Raw genomic sequence first — 14,354 nt, 5'->3', positions numbered from 1 at the left:
GCGGGTAGAGTCCTTGCCCAGCAGCGCTCACTCCGATGACAGCGATCTCAGGGGGCGCGGATCGAGTCTCCCGCGTGTCAGGAACACCAAAACACAGCCTGCCGTCAGACGTGCTGACCGTGGCCTTCTGGTAGCGCCCGGGCGGTGGTGAGCAGCTTGCCACGAGGGGTAGCAGCAGCATCGCCCAAAGGGGCCATGACTGTTTGATCATCGGGTCGTTCTCGGGAGGTTGCGCTTGCCGGCCGTGGAGCCGAGGAATTGTGAGAGGACGCGTTTCAACTGGGCATGGATGCCGAATGTGGTGCGATACATTTTGTTGCTCATCAAGCTTTGTGAATCACGGAAGGCGACGAGGAAATAGTCTGCGACGATGTCGCCTTGCGCTTCCATGTTGTAGTCGTGGAGCAGGCGCACGTCATCGAGCACGTAGTCGTAGCTCATGTTCGGCCGCGGTCCACGCACCAGCTTCACGTTGTAGCCAAGCTGATACTGCCAGACATGGGTCATTTCATGGATGAAAAGGTGCTGATCTCGAAGTTCGCCAGAGAAATAATCATCAAGATAGAGACCTTTTGGAAAATAGATCTCGCCATTGGGTGCAACCACAGTGTCCTCCGGTTGCATCCCAAGCAGCATCCAGTAGCCATGGTTGTGAATCCTCACCAGGCTGTAGTCAATCGCATCGCCGAATACCAGCTGTGCCATCTCGATCTCGCCTTGTGTCAAGCGGCGTTCATGGCTTGGCACCTGCACCGGTACGATCGACGTTCCCAAGGTGTCAGAGGTGGTGATCACACCGTCAACTTCAAAAATCTCTACATCATCGATCCCGGCCAACAGAGTGCGTTCGCAACAGCCGCTCGTGGTACTGGGTGGGCGCAACTCCGCGCGCACCACTGCCACGCTTTCCCGGGTTGATACACGTGAGGTCTCGCCCAGCGCGCTGGTGATGCCGGAGAAGGTCTGGCCGTCCGACAGGTGGAGCGTGTAGGGAAGCTCACGCAACGGCATGCCCTGTGAGCCGGTGAAACGGATGGCCTGGTCGAACTGAAGGTGGCGGCCGCTGTGCAGCGGTGTTGCAGCAGGCTGCGTACCGGCTGAGTTGCGGCTGGCAGTTCCGCCTGTGGTGGCCGAATTGGATACATACACCCGGAGCTGCTGGCTGGACATCACCCTGCAGCCACACGCGAGCGCGCATCCGTCCAACGCAACAGGCTGGCCATCGATGATGATCGTGCTGTCGCCTTCGACAATCGCAAATACCCCTTTGTGCATCTGCGGGCAGGTCGCCTTGTCGCCCACGCGTGCAACGCCCATGCCCTCGATATCGGTTCGGTTCGACGCGGTGATTACACGCCCTCCGCTGGAGGTCGGGTCTCCCATCACAATCCAGTTCCGTGCCATGAATCGCTTCCATTGCTGATCGGCCGGGAGAATCCGATGCAATTCGGAATGGATTCGAGTGTCTTTTGCGACATGCCCGCCGGAATCGCACTGCAACGGGCGATTGCGGATTCTCTGGAGGCGCAGGCCTGCTCTCTGATGCCGGATCCGCAGGGTGTTCAAGGGTCGATTGCGACACCTGATCTGTTCCGACGTGAGCGGCTTCTAGGGAAAGGTGAGTCAGGTGTGTCGCGGTCGGCCTTCCCGCATGCACGGCGGCATGCCATCTGCACGCGAACGTTCCCGCCCCATCGGGCGCGTTTGATGGAGAACTCGCCACCACATGACGCAAGCGCCGTGACTGCGCGCCAATGCGGAATTTCCCTACTTCTCTTCCACGCACGAGTACGCCAATCATCGCCTCGCCAAGGCACTCGCCCTGGCCGGGATTGGCGTCCCGAACTTACGTAGTACACGGCGTCGTGGTTGCGGTCGAACCTGCAGTCACGACAATGCACCTTCTGCCAGTCCATGGCGGACGGTGTGTGGGGGTCTCAGGACCCGCCGGCTTTCGTACTACGTATCCGGCACGCCAACCCGCACCGTCCGCCACCTTGCATCTGCAGGTGGCCACACCGTGAGGTTGCCGTCATGCCTGACCGTCTTCCCGATTATCCCCGCCTGCACGCGCTGCTCGGCGCTGCCCTGCGCGATCTTCCCAACACCCTCGCAGAGAAGCTCGAGGAGGCCCTCTGCGACTCTGCCGAGCGCGCCGTACCTTCCACATTCCTTGCGCACTTGAAGGGCCATGGCGCGAACCTGCGTGCCGATGGCGAACCCTGGACCGAAACCCGCCTCAGCCCCGGGCGCGCCTTTGAGATGGCCCTGGCCACCCGCAGCGCCTCGGGCATTACCGCACTGACTGCCGTGCTGCACGCTGCGCATGTGGCGCGGGAGAGCGAGACCCCGGATGGCTACCCGTCGGCTGCCGTGGTGGAGGGCCTGTTCAACGCCTGCCAGGTGTTGTCGCTGCAGGTGGAGCGCTGCCTGGTGCCTTGAGGCTCAGCCCGGGCAGCGAACGGGTCTGCGCGGTGCGTTCCGGGCCGAATCGATTGTCCTCGCCGGTTCCCGGCAGCAGCATCACCGGGAACAGGACGAACACGCCCAACGGTACGAAAACGATCACCGCGTACCAGCCTGACTCGTCGATATCGTGCAGCCGGCGCACGATCGCGGCCAGGGTCGGGATGAACAGCAGCACGGCTGCCGCCATGCCCAGCAACCAGCCGGCGGCAGCCAGTCTGTAGGCGTTCTCCCCATGGGGCAGCTCGATCAGGGCATGGCATGCGCCGAACACCGCGAGTACGAACAGCAGGTACGACCAGAACTCCGTGCGGTCACAGCGGCCGGAGAAATCGAAGTAACGCCTGAGCGGCTCGAACGGGGGAAGCATCGGTGGTCGGCTCAATCCAATGGGGCAATCAGGTGTCCGCGCCATGGCATGGGCGGGGCATTCCGTTGCTGCGGTGGGCGAGGGCGCCACCGGCAGTTCCTGGCTGCTGTGTTAGCAGCCGGCCCTTGAGCACATCCTGAATCGCTACGCCTGCTTCCACGTTGCGGTGCCGCCGCACGGTGCAGCGCGCGCGTAACCGGGGCCTCACGCAGTCTTTGCAACTTCGCGTCGAGCCATTGCTAAGTTCGCTGGGTATCCACTCCAGGAACTCTGCAATGACCCGGAAGTCCCCGCTTGTCCTGTTCTGCCTTTGCCTGGCCCCGGCGCTGGCCTTCGCCCAGTCTGACCGCCAGGTGGCCGAAGACATGGTCACCCGCGCCGCCAATGTCTGCCCCGGCCACAGCACTGAACGCACCACGCCGACCGTGAAGAAGGTGCCGGTGGGTGCGCTGCGGGTGATGCTTGATCGCGGCCTGGTGATGTGCCCGGACCGCCGCCTTGATGCCACTGCCCCGGCGGTGTTCTATGGCCGTGTGGGGGTATTTGGCTGGAACCCGGACGTGCCGGCGGCGGCGACGGTGGTGGTGGCGAAGATCGACCAGATGACCCGCAAGGATGAGTACCCGGTGGAGACGCTGGTGTGGGATGCCAAGGGCACCGCGCTGACCCAGCAGACGGTGCCGGCGTTTGAACCGCGGCCGGGTGCGGCGGTGTTGTACAAGGTGCGTTGATTCATCAGCGCTGTAGGGCCGGTAGATGCCCACTTTGGTGGGCGCTTCGGCTTGCGCGCGCGGTGACGGAATCGTGCCCACCAAGGTGGGCACCTACCACAGCGATGCGAGGGCGCACCCACCACGGCGCTACTTCGCTGGTGCGTCCGCCGTCTGTGCGGCCACCATCGCCTGCTGCATCTCCTTCAGCGAGAGATAGCCGTCGCCATCGGTGTCCAGGCCGGTGAAGTACTTGGCGATCTCCGGCACGACGGCCGCTTCCTGCTTGCTGATCTTCCCGTCCTTGTTGGTGTCCATTTCCTTGAACGCGGCGTCGATCGAATCGGCCTGCTTGCTGAAGCGCGCCTGCTGGTATTTCGCGTACTCGGCCTTGTCGATGCGGCCGTCGCCGTTGCTGTCCATGGCGGCGAAACTCGAATCAATGTAAGCCTGCTTCGGGTCGTTGCTGGCGGCGTGGCCAAGCAGCGGTGCGGTGCAGAGGGCAATCAGTAGAGCGGTCTTGTTCATGCGGTGGTTTCCTTGAAGGCTGCGGGGCAGTTCAGCGGCAGGGATAGGTGTAGCCGTCCGAGCCACGGTAGGTGTCGTTGCGGCGGTCGTAGTTGCCGTAGCGGTTCATGCAGTAGTCGGCGCGCTCACGGTTCTCGCGTTCACGCTTGGCAGCGGCCGCGATCACGCCGGCCACCACGGCCGCGCCCACCACACCCACCACCACGCCCTTGGCCTTGGCATCGTCACGGCGGTCGCGTTCCCGTTCGCGCTCACGGCGCTCGCGTTCATCGCGCTGGCGGTCCTCGTAGCCGCGGTCCCATCCGGCGCGGTAGCCATCGCGGTGCTGCGCCTGTGCCGGGCCGGCATAGGGCAGCAGCACCAGAAACTGCACGGCGGCCGCCAGCAGCCATGCGCTGCGTCCTGTCTTCTCAACCATCGTTCCGCTCCTGTGCGGCTGTGTCGGTAGGGTCAGTACAGCGCGCGGACATTGCGCGAACCTGCCGTCACTGCAGCGTTCTGCATGCCGTTCAGCGGACCAGGGCTTCCACCGGGTCGAGCTGTGCGGCACGGCGTGCCGGCAGGAAGCCGAAGCCGATGCCGATCAGGCTGCTGCAGGCGAACGCGGCCAGGATCGAGGCGGAGGAGAACACCAGGCTGAAGCCGATATCGGCCAAGGCCAGCACCGCACCCAGGGCCAGCGCCACGCCGATGCCCAGCACGCCACCGAGCAGGCACACCAGCACCGATTCGATGAGGAACTGCTGCAGGATGTCGCTGCGCCGGGCACCCACGGCCATGCGCACGCCGATCTCGCGGGTCCGTTCGGTCACCGAGACCAGCATGATGTTCATCACCCCGATGCCGCCCACCACCAGCGCGATGGCGGCGATGGCACTGATCATCAACGTCAGGATGCGCGTGGTCTGTTCGATGGACTGGCGGATCTGCGCGTTGTTGCTCATGTAGAAGTCCGTGCGGCCATGGCGGCGCGCCAGCAGCCGGCTGATCGAGGCCTCCGCTGCCTGCATGCCCACCGCATCGGAAACGCGGACGGTGATGTTCGACACGTGGCTCTGCCCCAGCATGCGGGCCATGGCGGTGGTGTAGGGCACCCAGACCTGCAGCAGTGAGGCGTCGCCCACGGCGCCGGCTTCCTTCTTGACCACGCCCACCACCCGCACCGGCACGTTGCCCAGCAGCAGGCTCTGGCCGATGGGATCCTCCTGGGCGGCGAAGAAGCGTGCGCGCGTGTTGGCGTCGATCACCGCCACCTGCTGGTGGCCGGCCACCGCAGGCTGGCCGAAGAAGCGGCCGGCGCCCAGCTTCAACCCATGCACGCGGAAGTACTGCTCGCTGACACCCTGGATCTGCACGTTTGCTGCACGATTGCCGCGCTGTGCGGTGCCGCTGCTGGCCACGCCGGGCGTCGCGCTGTCCACGAAGGGCTGGCCGGCCAAAGCAACGCTGTCGCCCGGGGTCAGCGTTTCCACCTGCGCGGCGTGTACATCGCCAAAGCCCGAGCCGGGGTAGATCTCGATGGTGTTGGTGCCCAGCGAGGCGATGTTGGACAGGATGGCCTGGCGTGCGCCAGTGCCCAGCGCCACCACCGACACCACCGAGGCGATGCCGATGATGATGCCGAGCATGGTGAGGAAGGTGCGCATGCGGTGTGCGTTCATCGCGCGCAGAGCCATGCGGAAGGCTTCGGTGAAGCGGTCGCGCAGTGCCAGCCAGCCGCTGCCCTCGCTGCGGGTCTGCAGGACGGCGCTCGTGCTGGCACTGGCGGCCAGGGCGGCCGCGGTGGGGCGGTCATCCACGATGCGCCCATCGCGGATCTCGATGATGCGCTGGGCGTGCTCGGCCACGGCCATGTCATGGGTCACCAGCACCACGGTGTGGCCTTCGGCGTGCAGCTCACCGAGGATCTTCATCACTTCCTTGCCGGACTGCGTATCCAGTGCACCGGTGGGTTCGTCGGCGAAGATCACCGCGCCGCCGTTCATCAGGGCGCGGGCGATGGACACGCGCTGCTGCTGGCCGCCGGACAGCTCGCCGGGAAGGTGCTGCATGCGTTCGCCCAGGCCCAGCCGCTGCAGCAGCGCCTGGGCGCGGCGGTGGCGCTCGGCCGCTGGCTGGCCGGCATAGATGGCCGGCACTTCGACGTTGCCCAGTGCGGTGAGGTCGGTCAGCAGGTGGTAGCGCTGGAAGATGAAGCCGAAGTGCTCGCGGCGCAGTTCGGCCAGTTCATCCGGCGTCATCTGCGCGGTCTCGCGGCCGGCAATGCAGTAGGTGCCGGCCGAGGGCCGGTCCAGGCAGCCGAGGATGTTCATCAGCGTGGATTTACCCGAGCCGGACTGGCCGACAATGGCCACCAGTTCGCCAGCGCGGATATCCAGGTCGATGCCATCGAGCACCACCAGGGTCTGCTCGCCCGCAGCGAACTCGCGGCGGATGCCGCGCACGCGCAGCAGCGCCCTGTCCATCGCGGCGTCGGTCATGGCTGTGCAGCGCCCGTGGCTGCGGGGGCTTCGGCAGTGTGTGCCAGCACCACCTGTTCGCCTTGCTGCAGGCCACTGCGCACCTCTACGTTGATCTGGTCATCCAGCCCGATGGTGATGCGCCGCGCGGCTGGCCGGCCATCGGCGCCACGGACCTGCACGCTGTAGCTGCCATCGGCTGCCCGTGCGCCCAGGGCGGCCGATGGGATGGTCAGCACCCCCTTGGCACGGCCGAGCACGATGCGCACCTGTGCGGTCATGTAGCTGCGCAGGCGGCCATCGGCGTTGTCCACGTCGAACTGGCCGTTGTAGTACATGGCGGTGCGGCTGGCACCGGCCGACGCGCCGGGCGCGGCGAAGCCGGAGGTGTCTTCGTTGGTGATCGATTCCGGCGCCGGTGCGATGTCGCGCAGCGTGCTGCTGTAGCGCCGGCCGCTGTCGCCGAGGATGGTGAAGTACGCCTCCTGGCCCAGGGCGGTGTGCACCACGTCGGCCTCGGAGATTTCAGCGTAGACGGTCATCACGTCCTGGTTGCCCAGCATCACGATGGTCGGTGCGCTCTGCACGGCGTTGACCGTCTGCCCCTGGCGGGCGACCACGGCCAGCACGGTGCCGTCGGTGGGGGCAGTGATGCGCGTGTAGCCCAGGTTGGTCTGTGCCACGTCCACATCGGTCTGCCGTTGCACCACTTCGCCATCAAGCGCAGCGACCTGTTCGCGGGTGGCATCGACCTTGGTTTTCGCTGCATCGTAGTCGGCACGCGCCACCAGTTGGCGGGCAACCAGTGCCTGCTGGCGCTGCAGGGTCAGCTGGTACTGGCGCAGGTCGGCAGCCAGGGCATCGCGGTTGGCGCGGGCGCTGCGTTGTGCGGCCTGGGCGCTCTGCAGCGCGTTGCGCTGGGTACGCGAGTCGATCTCGGCAATCAGGTCGCCGGCCTTCACCCTGTCGCCGAGCTTCACGTGCAGGGTTTCGATGCGGCCGGAAACCTGTGCACCCACGCTCACCAGGCGCGAGGGCTTCAGGGTGCCGGTGGCTTCGACCACCTGTTCGATATCGCCGCGTTGAACGGGCGACACCTCCAGTTCGGGTGGTGCGGCGGGCATCAGCCAGAGCACGGCCAGGGCCAGCAGGCACGCGCCAGCGGCGGCGGCGATCCACAGGCGGCGACGGGTGCGGGGTGCGGCGCTCATGGGCGCGTTGCCCGTTGTGCGGTGAACATCGGAAATCCTTGCAGGAATGACGGGCGTGCCTGTGCGTGCAGGCAGGGCCGAGTCTCTATGTCCAGGATTGCGCCAACCTTGCGGCGCCGGGCCTGCTCAGTGGCTGCCGACCTGCAGCGCCACGGCGACGGCCGCGCACAGGCTGCCCAGCACCAGCAACAGATGCCCTGTGATGCGATGCGTGCCAGCACGCAATTGCACGGCCACCGACACGCCGATGCAGGCCGTGCCCGCCAGCAGTGCAGCGCGCGCGGGCAGGGACAACAGCACCGCCTGCCCGGCCAGGGTGGCGGCCAAGAGCGTGGCCGTGGCCACATGCAGCGGCCGCTGCCAGGGGCGATGGCGGCCGTGTGCAGTCAGCCATGCGTTGAGCAGCAGCAGGGCCAAGCTGGCGCCGAGCAGGGTGTTGGCACCCGGGGCTGCGACGGTTGCGAACGGCAGCAGGCTGGTCCACGAAAGCAGCGCCGGGGCAGGGGCTTCCAACCGCTGCGGCCACGGTGAAGACACTCCGGTGCGGTCCAGTGACCACGCGGCCATGGCATGCAGCGTGCCGTGCGTCGCCACGAGCAGCAATGTGGCCGCCGCCAGCGCTGCGCCTGCGTGCAGTGCCACGAACACCACCAGGGCGGCGCCGGGCAGGGCCATGAACAGTGCGCCGAACAGTCGCGCCAGTGCGATCGGCCGTGCTGGCTCCGGCAGGTCACGCAGCCAGCGCGGCCAGTGTGCCAGCCCGCGCAGGCGCCGAGGTTGCGGGTGCCGGTTCCAGGCGGCGACGGTCAGCGAAGTGGCCGCAGCGCCGGGTTCGGATCGGGGCGTGTTTTTCGGCGGTGCAGCGGCGGCCTGCGGCATGGGCGTCCTTTCAGTACGGAACAGGGACGCGCACAGGCGCCCTGCGCCCGATACTGCGCAGCCAACATTGCCGCAAGCTTGCCGGCGCGTGCCGCACGCGCCCGCAGACAGGTGGCAGTCACGCCGCCGGCGGGTTCGCACCGGGGTGCGGTGGAAACTCCACGCGGATCAACGCGCCGCCACCGGGCGCGTCGAGAATCGTGACCTGGCCACCGTGGCGCTCCACCACCTGCCGGACCAGGTTCAGGCCCAGGCCCGCGCCGCTCTGCCGGGGGCGCAGGCGCTGGAAAGGCTCGAAGACGCGTTCGCGTTCGGCCACCGGTATGCCGGGGCCGTCATCTTCCACTTCCAGGCAGCTGCCCTGTACGCGCACGATCACGTTGCGGCCACCGTGTTCGGCTGCGTTCAAGACCAGGTTGGAGATCACGCGCTCGATCGCGCCGGCTTCGCCCAGCACCGGGTAATGCTGCTCCACCGACACCGCGACCGTGCGCTCGGACTGGATCAGCAGTGGCGCCAGGTCGGCCACCACGCGCTTGGCCACGCGCGCCAGGTTCAGCGTTTCCTTCGGCCCGTCTTCGTCCATGCGGTGCAGGTCCAGCAGCTGCTCGGCCAGCGTGGCCAGGCGCGCTACTTCCAGGGCCAGGCTGCGTGAGGTGGCATCGTCGGCGGCGTCCAGCTTCACCCGCAGAATCGCGATGGGCGTGCGCAGTTCGTGCGCGGCAGCCGCAATGAAGCGGCGCTGGCGTTCGTGGCCCTCGTCCAGCCGGTCCAGCGCGTCGTTCACCGCGTTCACCAGCGGTGCGATCTCCACCGGTACCGCCGTGGCGGTGAGGCGGATGCCGCGGTGGTTGGCGGAAATCTTCCCGGCCTCGGCGGCGATGCGCTCCACGCCGGCCAGTGCGCGGCGCACGATGATCGGCGTCAGCACGATGGTCACCAGCGCCAGCAGCAGGAAGATCGGCACGGTGATGATGTGCGCGGCCAGCGCCATCTGCCAGGTGAGGGTATCTACTTCGCCATGGGCCATGATCGTCAGCTTGCCCGCCGGCCCGGTGTGCTGGCGCACCACCACCGCCAGGCCGTCGCCGCGTTCGCGCCCGCGCAGGTCTCCATAGGGAATGCCGTCCAGCAGCCCCACCAGTGAGGCGTAGGCAGGCGGCACGTTGCCGAAGGTCACGTGGTGGCCGCTGTCATCCTGGGCGATGAACCAGGCGCCCGGCGCGATCTTCAGTTCTTCGGCCAGCTCCGGTGTGTTCTTCACGAACAGCCTGCCGCTGGCATCACGATGCACGGCATCGGCGGCCACCGGCGCGAAGGTCTGGATGGTGTAGTAGCCACCGCTGTCCACGCGCACCAGCACCATCAGCAGCACGAAGAACGCCAGCAGCAGGGCCAGCAGATGGAAGATCAGCGGCTTGATGATCAGCGGCCACTTCAGCGAAGGACGCCGCGCCATTACTTGATTTCCCGCATCAGGTAGCCGACGCCGCGGATGGCGTGGATCTCCACGCCGGCATCGGCCTCGGCCAGCTTGCGGCGCAGGCGCGAGACGTGCGAATCGAGGGTGTTGGAGTGCACGCCATCATCGAAGCCATACACGGCCATCTCGATGGATTCGCGCAGCACGGTGCGGCCGATGCGCCGCGCCAGCGCGGCCAGCACGCGGATCTCGCGTCGCGGCAGGTCCAGCCGCTCGCCGCCCACGCGGGTTTCGCCGGACACCGGGTCGAAGCTCAGGCGCCCGACGGTGACGGTCTCGGCGTTGAGGCCGCTGGGGCGGCGGCCGACGGCGCGGATGCGGGCGAACAGTTCCTCCAGCGCGAAGGGCTTGGCCAGGTAATCGTCGGCACCTTCATCCAGCCCGGCCACGCGGTCGGGCAGCTGGCCCAGCGCACTGAGCACGATGATGGGTACGCCGGGGTTGTGCTGGCGCAGCAGGGCGATCAGGGCCAGGCCATCGCCGTCGGGCAGGGTGCGGTCCAGCAGCACCAGGTCGTGCAGCCCGCAGAGCGCCGCCTCGCGGGCCATCGCCACGGTGCCGGCCAGATCCACCACGTGGCGCTCGCGCTGCAGCGCGCCTTTCAGCGTGGCGGCCAGTTCGGTTTCGTCTTCGATCAGCAGGATATGCATCGGCGGTACGGCGGGGCAGATGGGAAACGGCGGTGCCGCACCGTATTACAGGAACATTGCGTGAACATGGCGTGGCCCGGTGCCGTGTGGGATTTACCCGGGCGGCAGGGCCGGGGCGGTGTACGGCGTGCCGGCCAGTGCCACCAGGACCCCGGTCGTGCCGCGCACGATCAGCTGCAGCATGGCCTCGCGCGGTTCCTCATTGCCTGCCAGGGCCTGCAATCCGCGCTGGTAGGCGGCCACCACCAGGCCCATCAGCATGCACGCGCCCAGGCGGGCCTCGGCATCACCGGCGTCACGGCCTGCAGCGGTGGCCATCAGCAGGGCCAGATCATCGGTCAGTTGCGCCTGCAGGCGCCGCCCGTGGTCGGCCAGCACGGGGCTGTCGGCCACGGTGGCCCAGAACGCGGCGGCGCCGGGGTGGATGCGCAGCAGGGGATGGCCACTGTGCAGCAGCTCGCGCAGCAGGGTGTTGAAGGCGGCCAGCGGGGTCAGGCCGGCATGCGCGTGCATGCCCTCACGCAGCAGCTGCCGTGCCTCTTCATCGCGGTCGAAGACCAGGTGTTCTTTGCTGGCGAAGTAGTTGAACACCGTCTTGCGCGATACCCCGGCGGCCTCGGCGATCTCGGCCATCGACACGGCCTCGAAGCCGCGCTCGATGATCAGGCGCGTGGCCACATCGGAAATGGCTTGCCGGGTTTCGGCCTTGCGTTGCTCGCGGCGGCCAGCAGGTGGGCTCATGACGGGTTCACATCGAAAACGTACACCGAGTGTAACATTCGCGGCGACAGAGCGCCGATCCGGTGCTCATGGGGGTTTTCCATGCAGTACGACGTGGTCATCGCCGGCGCCGGTCCGGTCGGCCTGTTTCTGGCGGCCGAGCTGGCCCGGGGTGGGGCGCAGGTGCTTGTGCTGGAGCAGGCGGCAGTGGCCGACACGCCGCTGAAGCGGCTGCCGTTCGGCCTGCGCGGCCTCAACGCGCCCACGCTGGAGGCGCTGGACCGCCGTGGCCTGCTGCAGGCGGTGGCCGCCACCCAGGTGCGCATGCCCGCCAAGGGGGCGCCGCCGCCGGGCACCGCGCACTGGTTGGCGCAGGCGCGGCCACTGGGCGGGCACTTCGCCGGTATTCCGTTCGCGCTGGACCGCGTCGACAGCGGGCGCTGGCCGTACCGGTTGCCTGGTCCGGCGGCCACCCAGATGCCGGTGGAGCTGGCGGCGCTGGAAGCGGTGCTGGCCGGGCGCGCGCAGTCGCTGGGCGTGCGGATCATGCGCAGTACGGCCGTGGAAGACATCCAGCCGCAGGCTGACCATGTGCGGGTTGATGCAGGCGGGCAACGCTTCACTGGCCGCTGGCTGGTGGGCTGCGATGGCGGCCGCAGCACGGTGCGCAAGCGCGCCGGTGTTGCCTTCGTCGGCACAGAGCCTGAGTTCACGGGCCACTCCCTCAGCGTCACGCTGGAGGATCCTTCGGTGCTGACGCCTGGCCGCCAGTACACCGACCATGGCATGTGCAACTTCAACCCGCCCGGCACGCTGGCACTGGCCGATTTCGATGGTGGCGCCGGGCACCGCCAGCCGCTTGATCGTGACACTACAGAGGCCCTGCTGCGCCGCGTTTCAGGCCGCGATGTGCGGGTGCGCGAACTGCATCTGGCGACGACCTGGACCGATGCCGCGCGCCAGGCCGAGCGCTATCGCCACGGGCGCGTTCTGCTGGCCGGTGACGCCGCGCACGTGCATTCGCCGCTGGGTGGGCAGGGGTTGAACCTCGGGCTGGGCGATGCGATGAACCTGGGCTGGAAGCTGGCCGCCGTGCTGCGTGGCGAGGCGGGCGAGGCGCTGCTGGACAGTTACCACGCCGAGCGCTACCCGATCGGGGCGCAGGTGCTGGACTGGTCGCGCGCGCAGGTGGCGCTGATGCGGCCGGGTGCGGGCTCGCGTGCGCTGGCTGCGGTGATGGCCGATCTGCTCGATACCACCGGGGGCGCGACCTACATGGCCGAGCGCGTGTGGGGCGTTGCGCAGCAGCTGCAGCTCGGGGGCGCGCATCGGCTGGTGGGGCGAAGTGCGCCGGATTTCGTGTCGGCTGATGGGCTGCGCATGGGCGAACTGCTTCGCGCGGGACGCGGTGTGTACTGGGTCTTCGATGCAGGTTCGCCGCTGTGCGGCGTGCTGGATGCGTGGCAGCCGCAGGTCCAGTGCATTACCCGCCCGCCCACAGATGGCATGGGACTGGCGGCGCTGCTGGTACGGCCCGATGGCATCGTCGCCTGGGCGGCCGACACCGGTGAAGCGGCAGGCGACGTGCGTGAGGCGGCGTCGCGCTGGTTCAGATCCGCAGCGTAAGCACCGTGCCGGCGCCATCGGAACTGGTGACGCTCAGCGTGCCGCCGTGGGCCTTGGCGATCTGCGAGGCGATGTACAGGCCCAGCCCGAGCCCGGCATCCAGCCGCCGCTCCTGTGGCCGCGCGAACGGCTCGAACACCTGCGCCAGTTGCGCCGCCGGAATGACGCCCTGGTTGGCCACGCTGATTTCGATGCCGTCGTCGGTGCCTCGGCCATGCACCCGTATCGGCTGGTCCGCCGTACCGTGCACGGCGGCGTTGATGACCAGGTTGGCCAGCAGTTGGCACAACCGTGCGGCGTCGCAGAGAAAGGTCAACGGCAGCTGCAGGTCCACTTCGCAGGTGCGCTGCGGATAGGGGCGCATTGCTTCGCGGCAGGCCATGGCCAGGATGCCGGACAGGTCCGACCACGGCTCCAGCTTCAGTGCGATGCCGCTGCCCAGGCGTCCGCGTGTGAAATCCAGGGTGACATCGATCAGTTCGGCGATGCGGTCGGCACTCTCGTTGATATGGCCAAGCACCTTCTGCTGCGAATCGGACAACGCGCCCAGCGACAGCAGGTCGACACCGGCGCGGATGGCCTGCACAGGGTTGCGCAGATCGTGCGCCAGCACACCGATGAATTCCTCGCGCTGCTTGGCCACCCGGTGCAGTTCGGCATTGGACTGCTCGAACTCGGCCAGTTGGCGGCCGACCGAATCGCCCTGCGCCTTCAGCCCATCGATGGTGCGGCTGTCGGCATCGTGGCTGAGGATGGCATCGATCTGCGCCGCCACCAGTAACGCCAAAGAGTTCAGCGACTGCACGCGTTCCTCATCCACCGGCCGGGGTTCCGGGTCCAGCGTGCACAGCGTGCCGAAAATGGAGCCGTCGTCCAGCACCAGCGGCACCGAGAGGAAGCTGCGGAAGCCGTACATGCCCGGGATGGGGCTGCACTGGTAGTCCGGGTGGCTCAACGCATCGGCAAACCACACCGGGGAGCGCGACGCGCGGACTTCCTTGCAGAAGGTCTTGTTCACATCGAGGAGCATGCCGCTGGAAATGCCCAGGCCGGCGCTGTCGATACTCTGGATGGAGCGTGCCGAGGTGTCGGTTACTTCAGCCACCAGTGCCACGCGCATGCCGGTCAACGCGCATGCCAGGTCCAGCGATGGCCGGAAATCGATTCGGGTAGGCATGGGGGTTCCGGACAGACTGCGGTATGCGGCCAGTATAGCGAGCACTACCGGAGTTTCATCACACCTTCGCGGCCG

Annotated in this window: 14 protein-coding genes; 3 read left to right on the top strand and 11 right to left on the bottom strand. The window is 67.5% G+C overall.

Features of this window, described 5'->3' with window-relative positions:
• Positions 1-207: 207 nt before the first annotated feature.
• The gene (locus C1927_RS13120; protein WP_254051482.1) at positions 208-1,566 is read right to left on the bottom strand and encodes a PAAR domain-containing protein; all 1,359 of its coding nucleotides are present in this window, start codon (positions 1,564-1,566) and stop codon (positions 208-210) included.
• Positions 1,567-2,034: 468 nt separating this feature from the next.
• On the opposite strand from C1927_RS13120, the gene C1927_RS13115 reads away from it, so the two are divergent.
• Positions 2,035-2,442 carry a hypothetical protein gene (locus C1927_RS13115; protein WP_079222331.1) on the top strand — a complete coding sequence of 136 codons (408 nt, stop codon included), beginning with the start codon at positions 2,035-2,037 and terminating at the stop codon, positions 2,440-2,442.
• Here C1927_RS13115 and C1927_RS13110 read toward each other — a convergent pair.
• The gene (locus C1927_RS13110; RefSeq protein ID WP_079222330.1) at positions 2,390-2,836 is read right to left on the bottom strand and encodes a DUF805 domain-containing protein; all 447 of its coding nucleotides are present in this window, start codon (positions 2,834-2,836) and stop codon (positions 2,390-2,392) included. The genes C1927_RS13115 and C1927_RS13110 overlap by 53 nt on opposite strands.
• 275 nt (positions 2,837-3,111) lie before the next feature.
• Between C1927_RS13110 and C1927_RS13105 the strand changes: the two genes are divergently transcribed.
• Complete coding sequence (locus tag C1927_RS13105) at positions 3,112-3,567, top strand: hypothetical protein (protein ID WP_108746930.1); 456 nt, start codon at positions 3,112-3,114, stop codon at positions 3,565-3,567.
• A gap of 129 nt (positions 3,568-3,696) precedes the next feature.
• On the opposite strand, the gene C1927_RS13100 is transcribed toward C1927_RS13105, so the two are convergent.
• From C1927_RS13100 to C1927_RS13065, 8 genes are all read right to left on the bottom strand, one after another.
• Positions 3,697-4,074 (bottom strand): EF-hand domain-containing protein, encoded by a 378-nt coding sequence (locus tag C1927_RS13100; protein ID WP_079222328.1) that lies wholly within the window; start codon positions 4,072-4,074, stop codon positions 3,697-3,699.
• A 31-nt stretch (positions 4,075-4,105) separates the two neighbouring features.
• Positions 4,106-4,492, bottom strand: coding sequence for a hypothetical protein (locus C1927_RS13095; RefSeq protein ID WP_079222327.1), 387 nt, complete (start codon positions 4,490-4,492; stop codon positions 4,106-4,108).
• A 91-nt stretch (positions 4,493-4,583) separates the two neighbouring features.
• The gene (locus C1927_RS13090) at positions 4,584-6,554 is read right to left on the bottom strand and encodes a MacB family efflux pump subunit (RefSeq protein ID WP_254051481.1); all 1,971 of its coding nucleotides are present in this window, start codon (positions 6,552-6,554) and stop codon (positions 4,584-4,586) included.
• Positions 6,551-7,744 (bottom strand): efflux RND transporter periplasmic adaptor subunit, encoded by a 1,194-nt coding sequence (locus C1927_RS13085; RefSeq protein ID WP_108746929.1) that lies wholly within the window; start codon positions 7,742-7,744, stop codon positions 6,551-6,553. The genes C1927_RS13090 and C1927_RS13085 overlap by 4 nt, the downstream gene beginning before the upstream one ends.
• 126 nt (positions 7,745-7,870) lie before the next feature.
• Positions 7,871-8,623, bottom strand: coding sequence for a hypothetical protein (locus C1927_RS13080; RefSeq protein WP_108746928.1), 753 nt, complete (start codon positions 8,621-8,623; stop codon positions 7,871-7,873).
• Positions 8,624-8,741: 118 nt separating this feature from the next.
• Positions 8,742-10,082, bottom strand: a complete 1,341-nt coding sequence (locus C1927_RS13075) for a HAMP domain-containing sensor histidine kinase (protein ID WP_108746927.1) — start codon at positions 10,080-10,082, stop codon at positions 8,742-8,744.
• On the bottom strand, positions 10,082-10,756 hold the full coding sequence (locus C1927_RS13070; protein WP_108746926.1) for a response regulator transcription factor: 675 nt from the start codon (positions 10,754-10,756) through the stop codon (positions 10,082-10,084). Before C1927_RS13070 ends, C1927_RS13075 begins: the two co-directional genes overlap by 1 nt.
• Before the next feature lie 93 nt (positions 10,757-10,849).
• Positions 10,850-11,497, bottom strand: coding sequence for a TetR/AcrR family transcriptional regulator (locus tag C1927_RS13065; RefSeq protein WP_108746925.1), 648 nt, complete (start codon positions 11,495-11,497; stop codon positions 10,850-10,852).
• Positions 11,498-11,578: 81 nt separating this feature from the next.
• On the opposite strand from C1927_RS13065, the gene C1927_RS13060 reads away from it, so the two are divergent.
• A complete protein-coding gene (locus tag C1927_RS13060; protein WP_108746924.1) occupies positions 11,579-13,102 on the top strand; it encodes an FAD-dependent monooxygenase in 1,524 nt (507 codons plus the stop codon).
• Here C1927_RS13060 and C1927_RS13055 read toward each other — a convergent pair.
• Positions 13,086-14,279 carry a GAF domain-containing sensor histidine kinase gene (locus C1927_RS13055; RefSeq protein WP_159095357.1) on the bottom strand — a complete coding sequence of 398 codons (1,194 nt, stop codon included), beginning with the start codon at positions 14,277-14,279 and terminating at the stop codon, positions 13,086-13,088. The two genes, C1927_RS13060 and C1927_RS13055, sit on opposite strands and share 17 nt — an antisense overlap.
• Between the last annotated feature and the right edge of the window lie 75 nt (positions 14,280-14,354).

Origin of the sequence: Stenotrophomonas sp. ZAC14D1_NAIMI4_1, assembly GCF_003086775.1 — a bacterium.
In the GTDB taxonomy this organism is placed as follows: domain Bacteria; phylum Pseudomonadota; class Gammaproteobacteria; order Xanthomonadales; family Xanthomonadaceae; genus Stenotrophomonas.
Note: the sequence above shows the minus strand (reverse complement) of the source record. Positions and strands in the feature narration are given on the sequence as shown.

Bases quoted from the DNA above. Each gene is read 5' to 3' on its own strand.
- C1927_RS13110 (WP_079222330.1), bottom strand. From the start codon at position 2,836: ATGCTTCCCCCGTTCGAGCCGCTCAGGCGTTACTTCGATTTCTCCGGC.
- C1927_RS13090 (WP_254051481.1), bottom strand. From the start codon at position 6,554: ATGACCGACGCCGCGATGGACAGGGCGCTGCTGCGCGTGCGCGGCATC.
- C1927_RS13085 (WP_108746929.1), bottom strand. From the start codon at position 7,744: ATGAGCGCCGCACCCCGCACCCGTCGCCGCCTGTGGATCGCCGCCGCC.
- C1927_RS13075 (WP_108746927.1), bottom strand. From the start codon at position 10,082: ATGGCGCGGCGTCCTTCGCTGAAGTGGCCGCTGATCATCAAGCCGCTG.
- C1927_RS13070 (WP_108746926.1), bottom strand. From the start codon at position 10,756: ATGCATATCCTGCTGATCGAAGACGAAACCGAACTGGCCGCCACGCTG.
- C1927_RS13115 (WP_079222331.1), top strand. From the start codon at position 2,035: ATGCCTGACCGTCTTCCCGATTATCCCCGCCTGCACGCGCTGCTCGGC.
- C1927_RS13065 (WP_108746925.1), bottom strand. From the start codon at position 11,497: ATGAGCCCACCTGCTGGCCGCCGCGAGCAACGCAAGGCCGAAACCCGG.
- C1927_RS13055 (WP_159095357.1), bottom strand. From the start codon at position 14,279: ATGCCTACCCGAATCGATTTCCGGCCATCGCTGGACCTGGCATGCGCG.
- C1927_RS13105 (WP_108746930.1), top strand. From the start codon at position 3,112: ATGACCCGGAAGTCCCCGCTTGTCCTGTTCTGCCTTTGCCTGGCCCCG.
- C1927_RS13095 (WP_079222327.1), bottom strand. From the start codon at position 4,492: ATGGTTGAGAAGACAGGACGCAGCGCATGGCTGCTGGCGGCCGCCGTG.
- C1927_RS13060 (WP_108746924.1), top strand. From the start codon at position 11,579: ATGCAGTACGACGTGGTCATCGCCGGCGCCGGTCCGGTCGGCCTGTTT.
- C1927_RS13080 (WP_108746928.1), bottom strand. From the start codon at position 8,623: ATGCCGCAGGCCGCCGCTGCACCGCCGAAAAACACGCCCCGATCCGAA.
- C1927_RS13100 (WP_079222328.1), bottom strand. From the start codon at position 4,074: ATGAACAAGACCGCTCTACTGATTGCCCTCTGCACCGCACCGCTGCTT.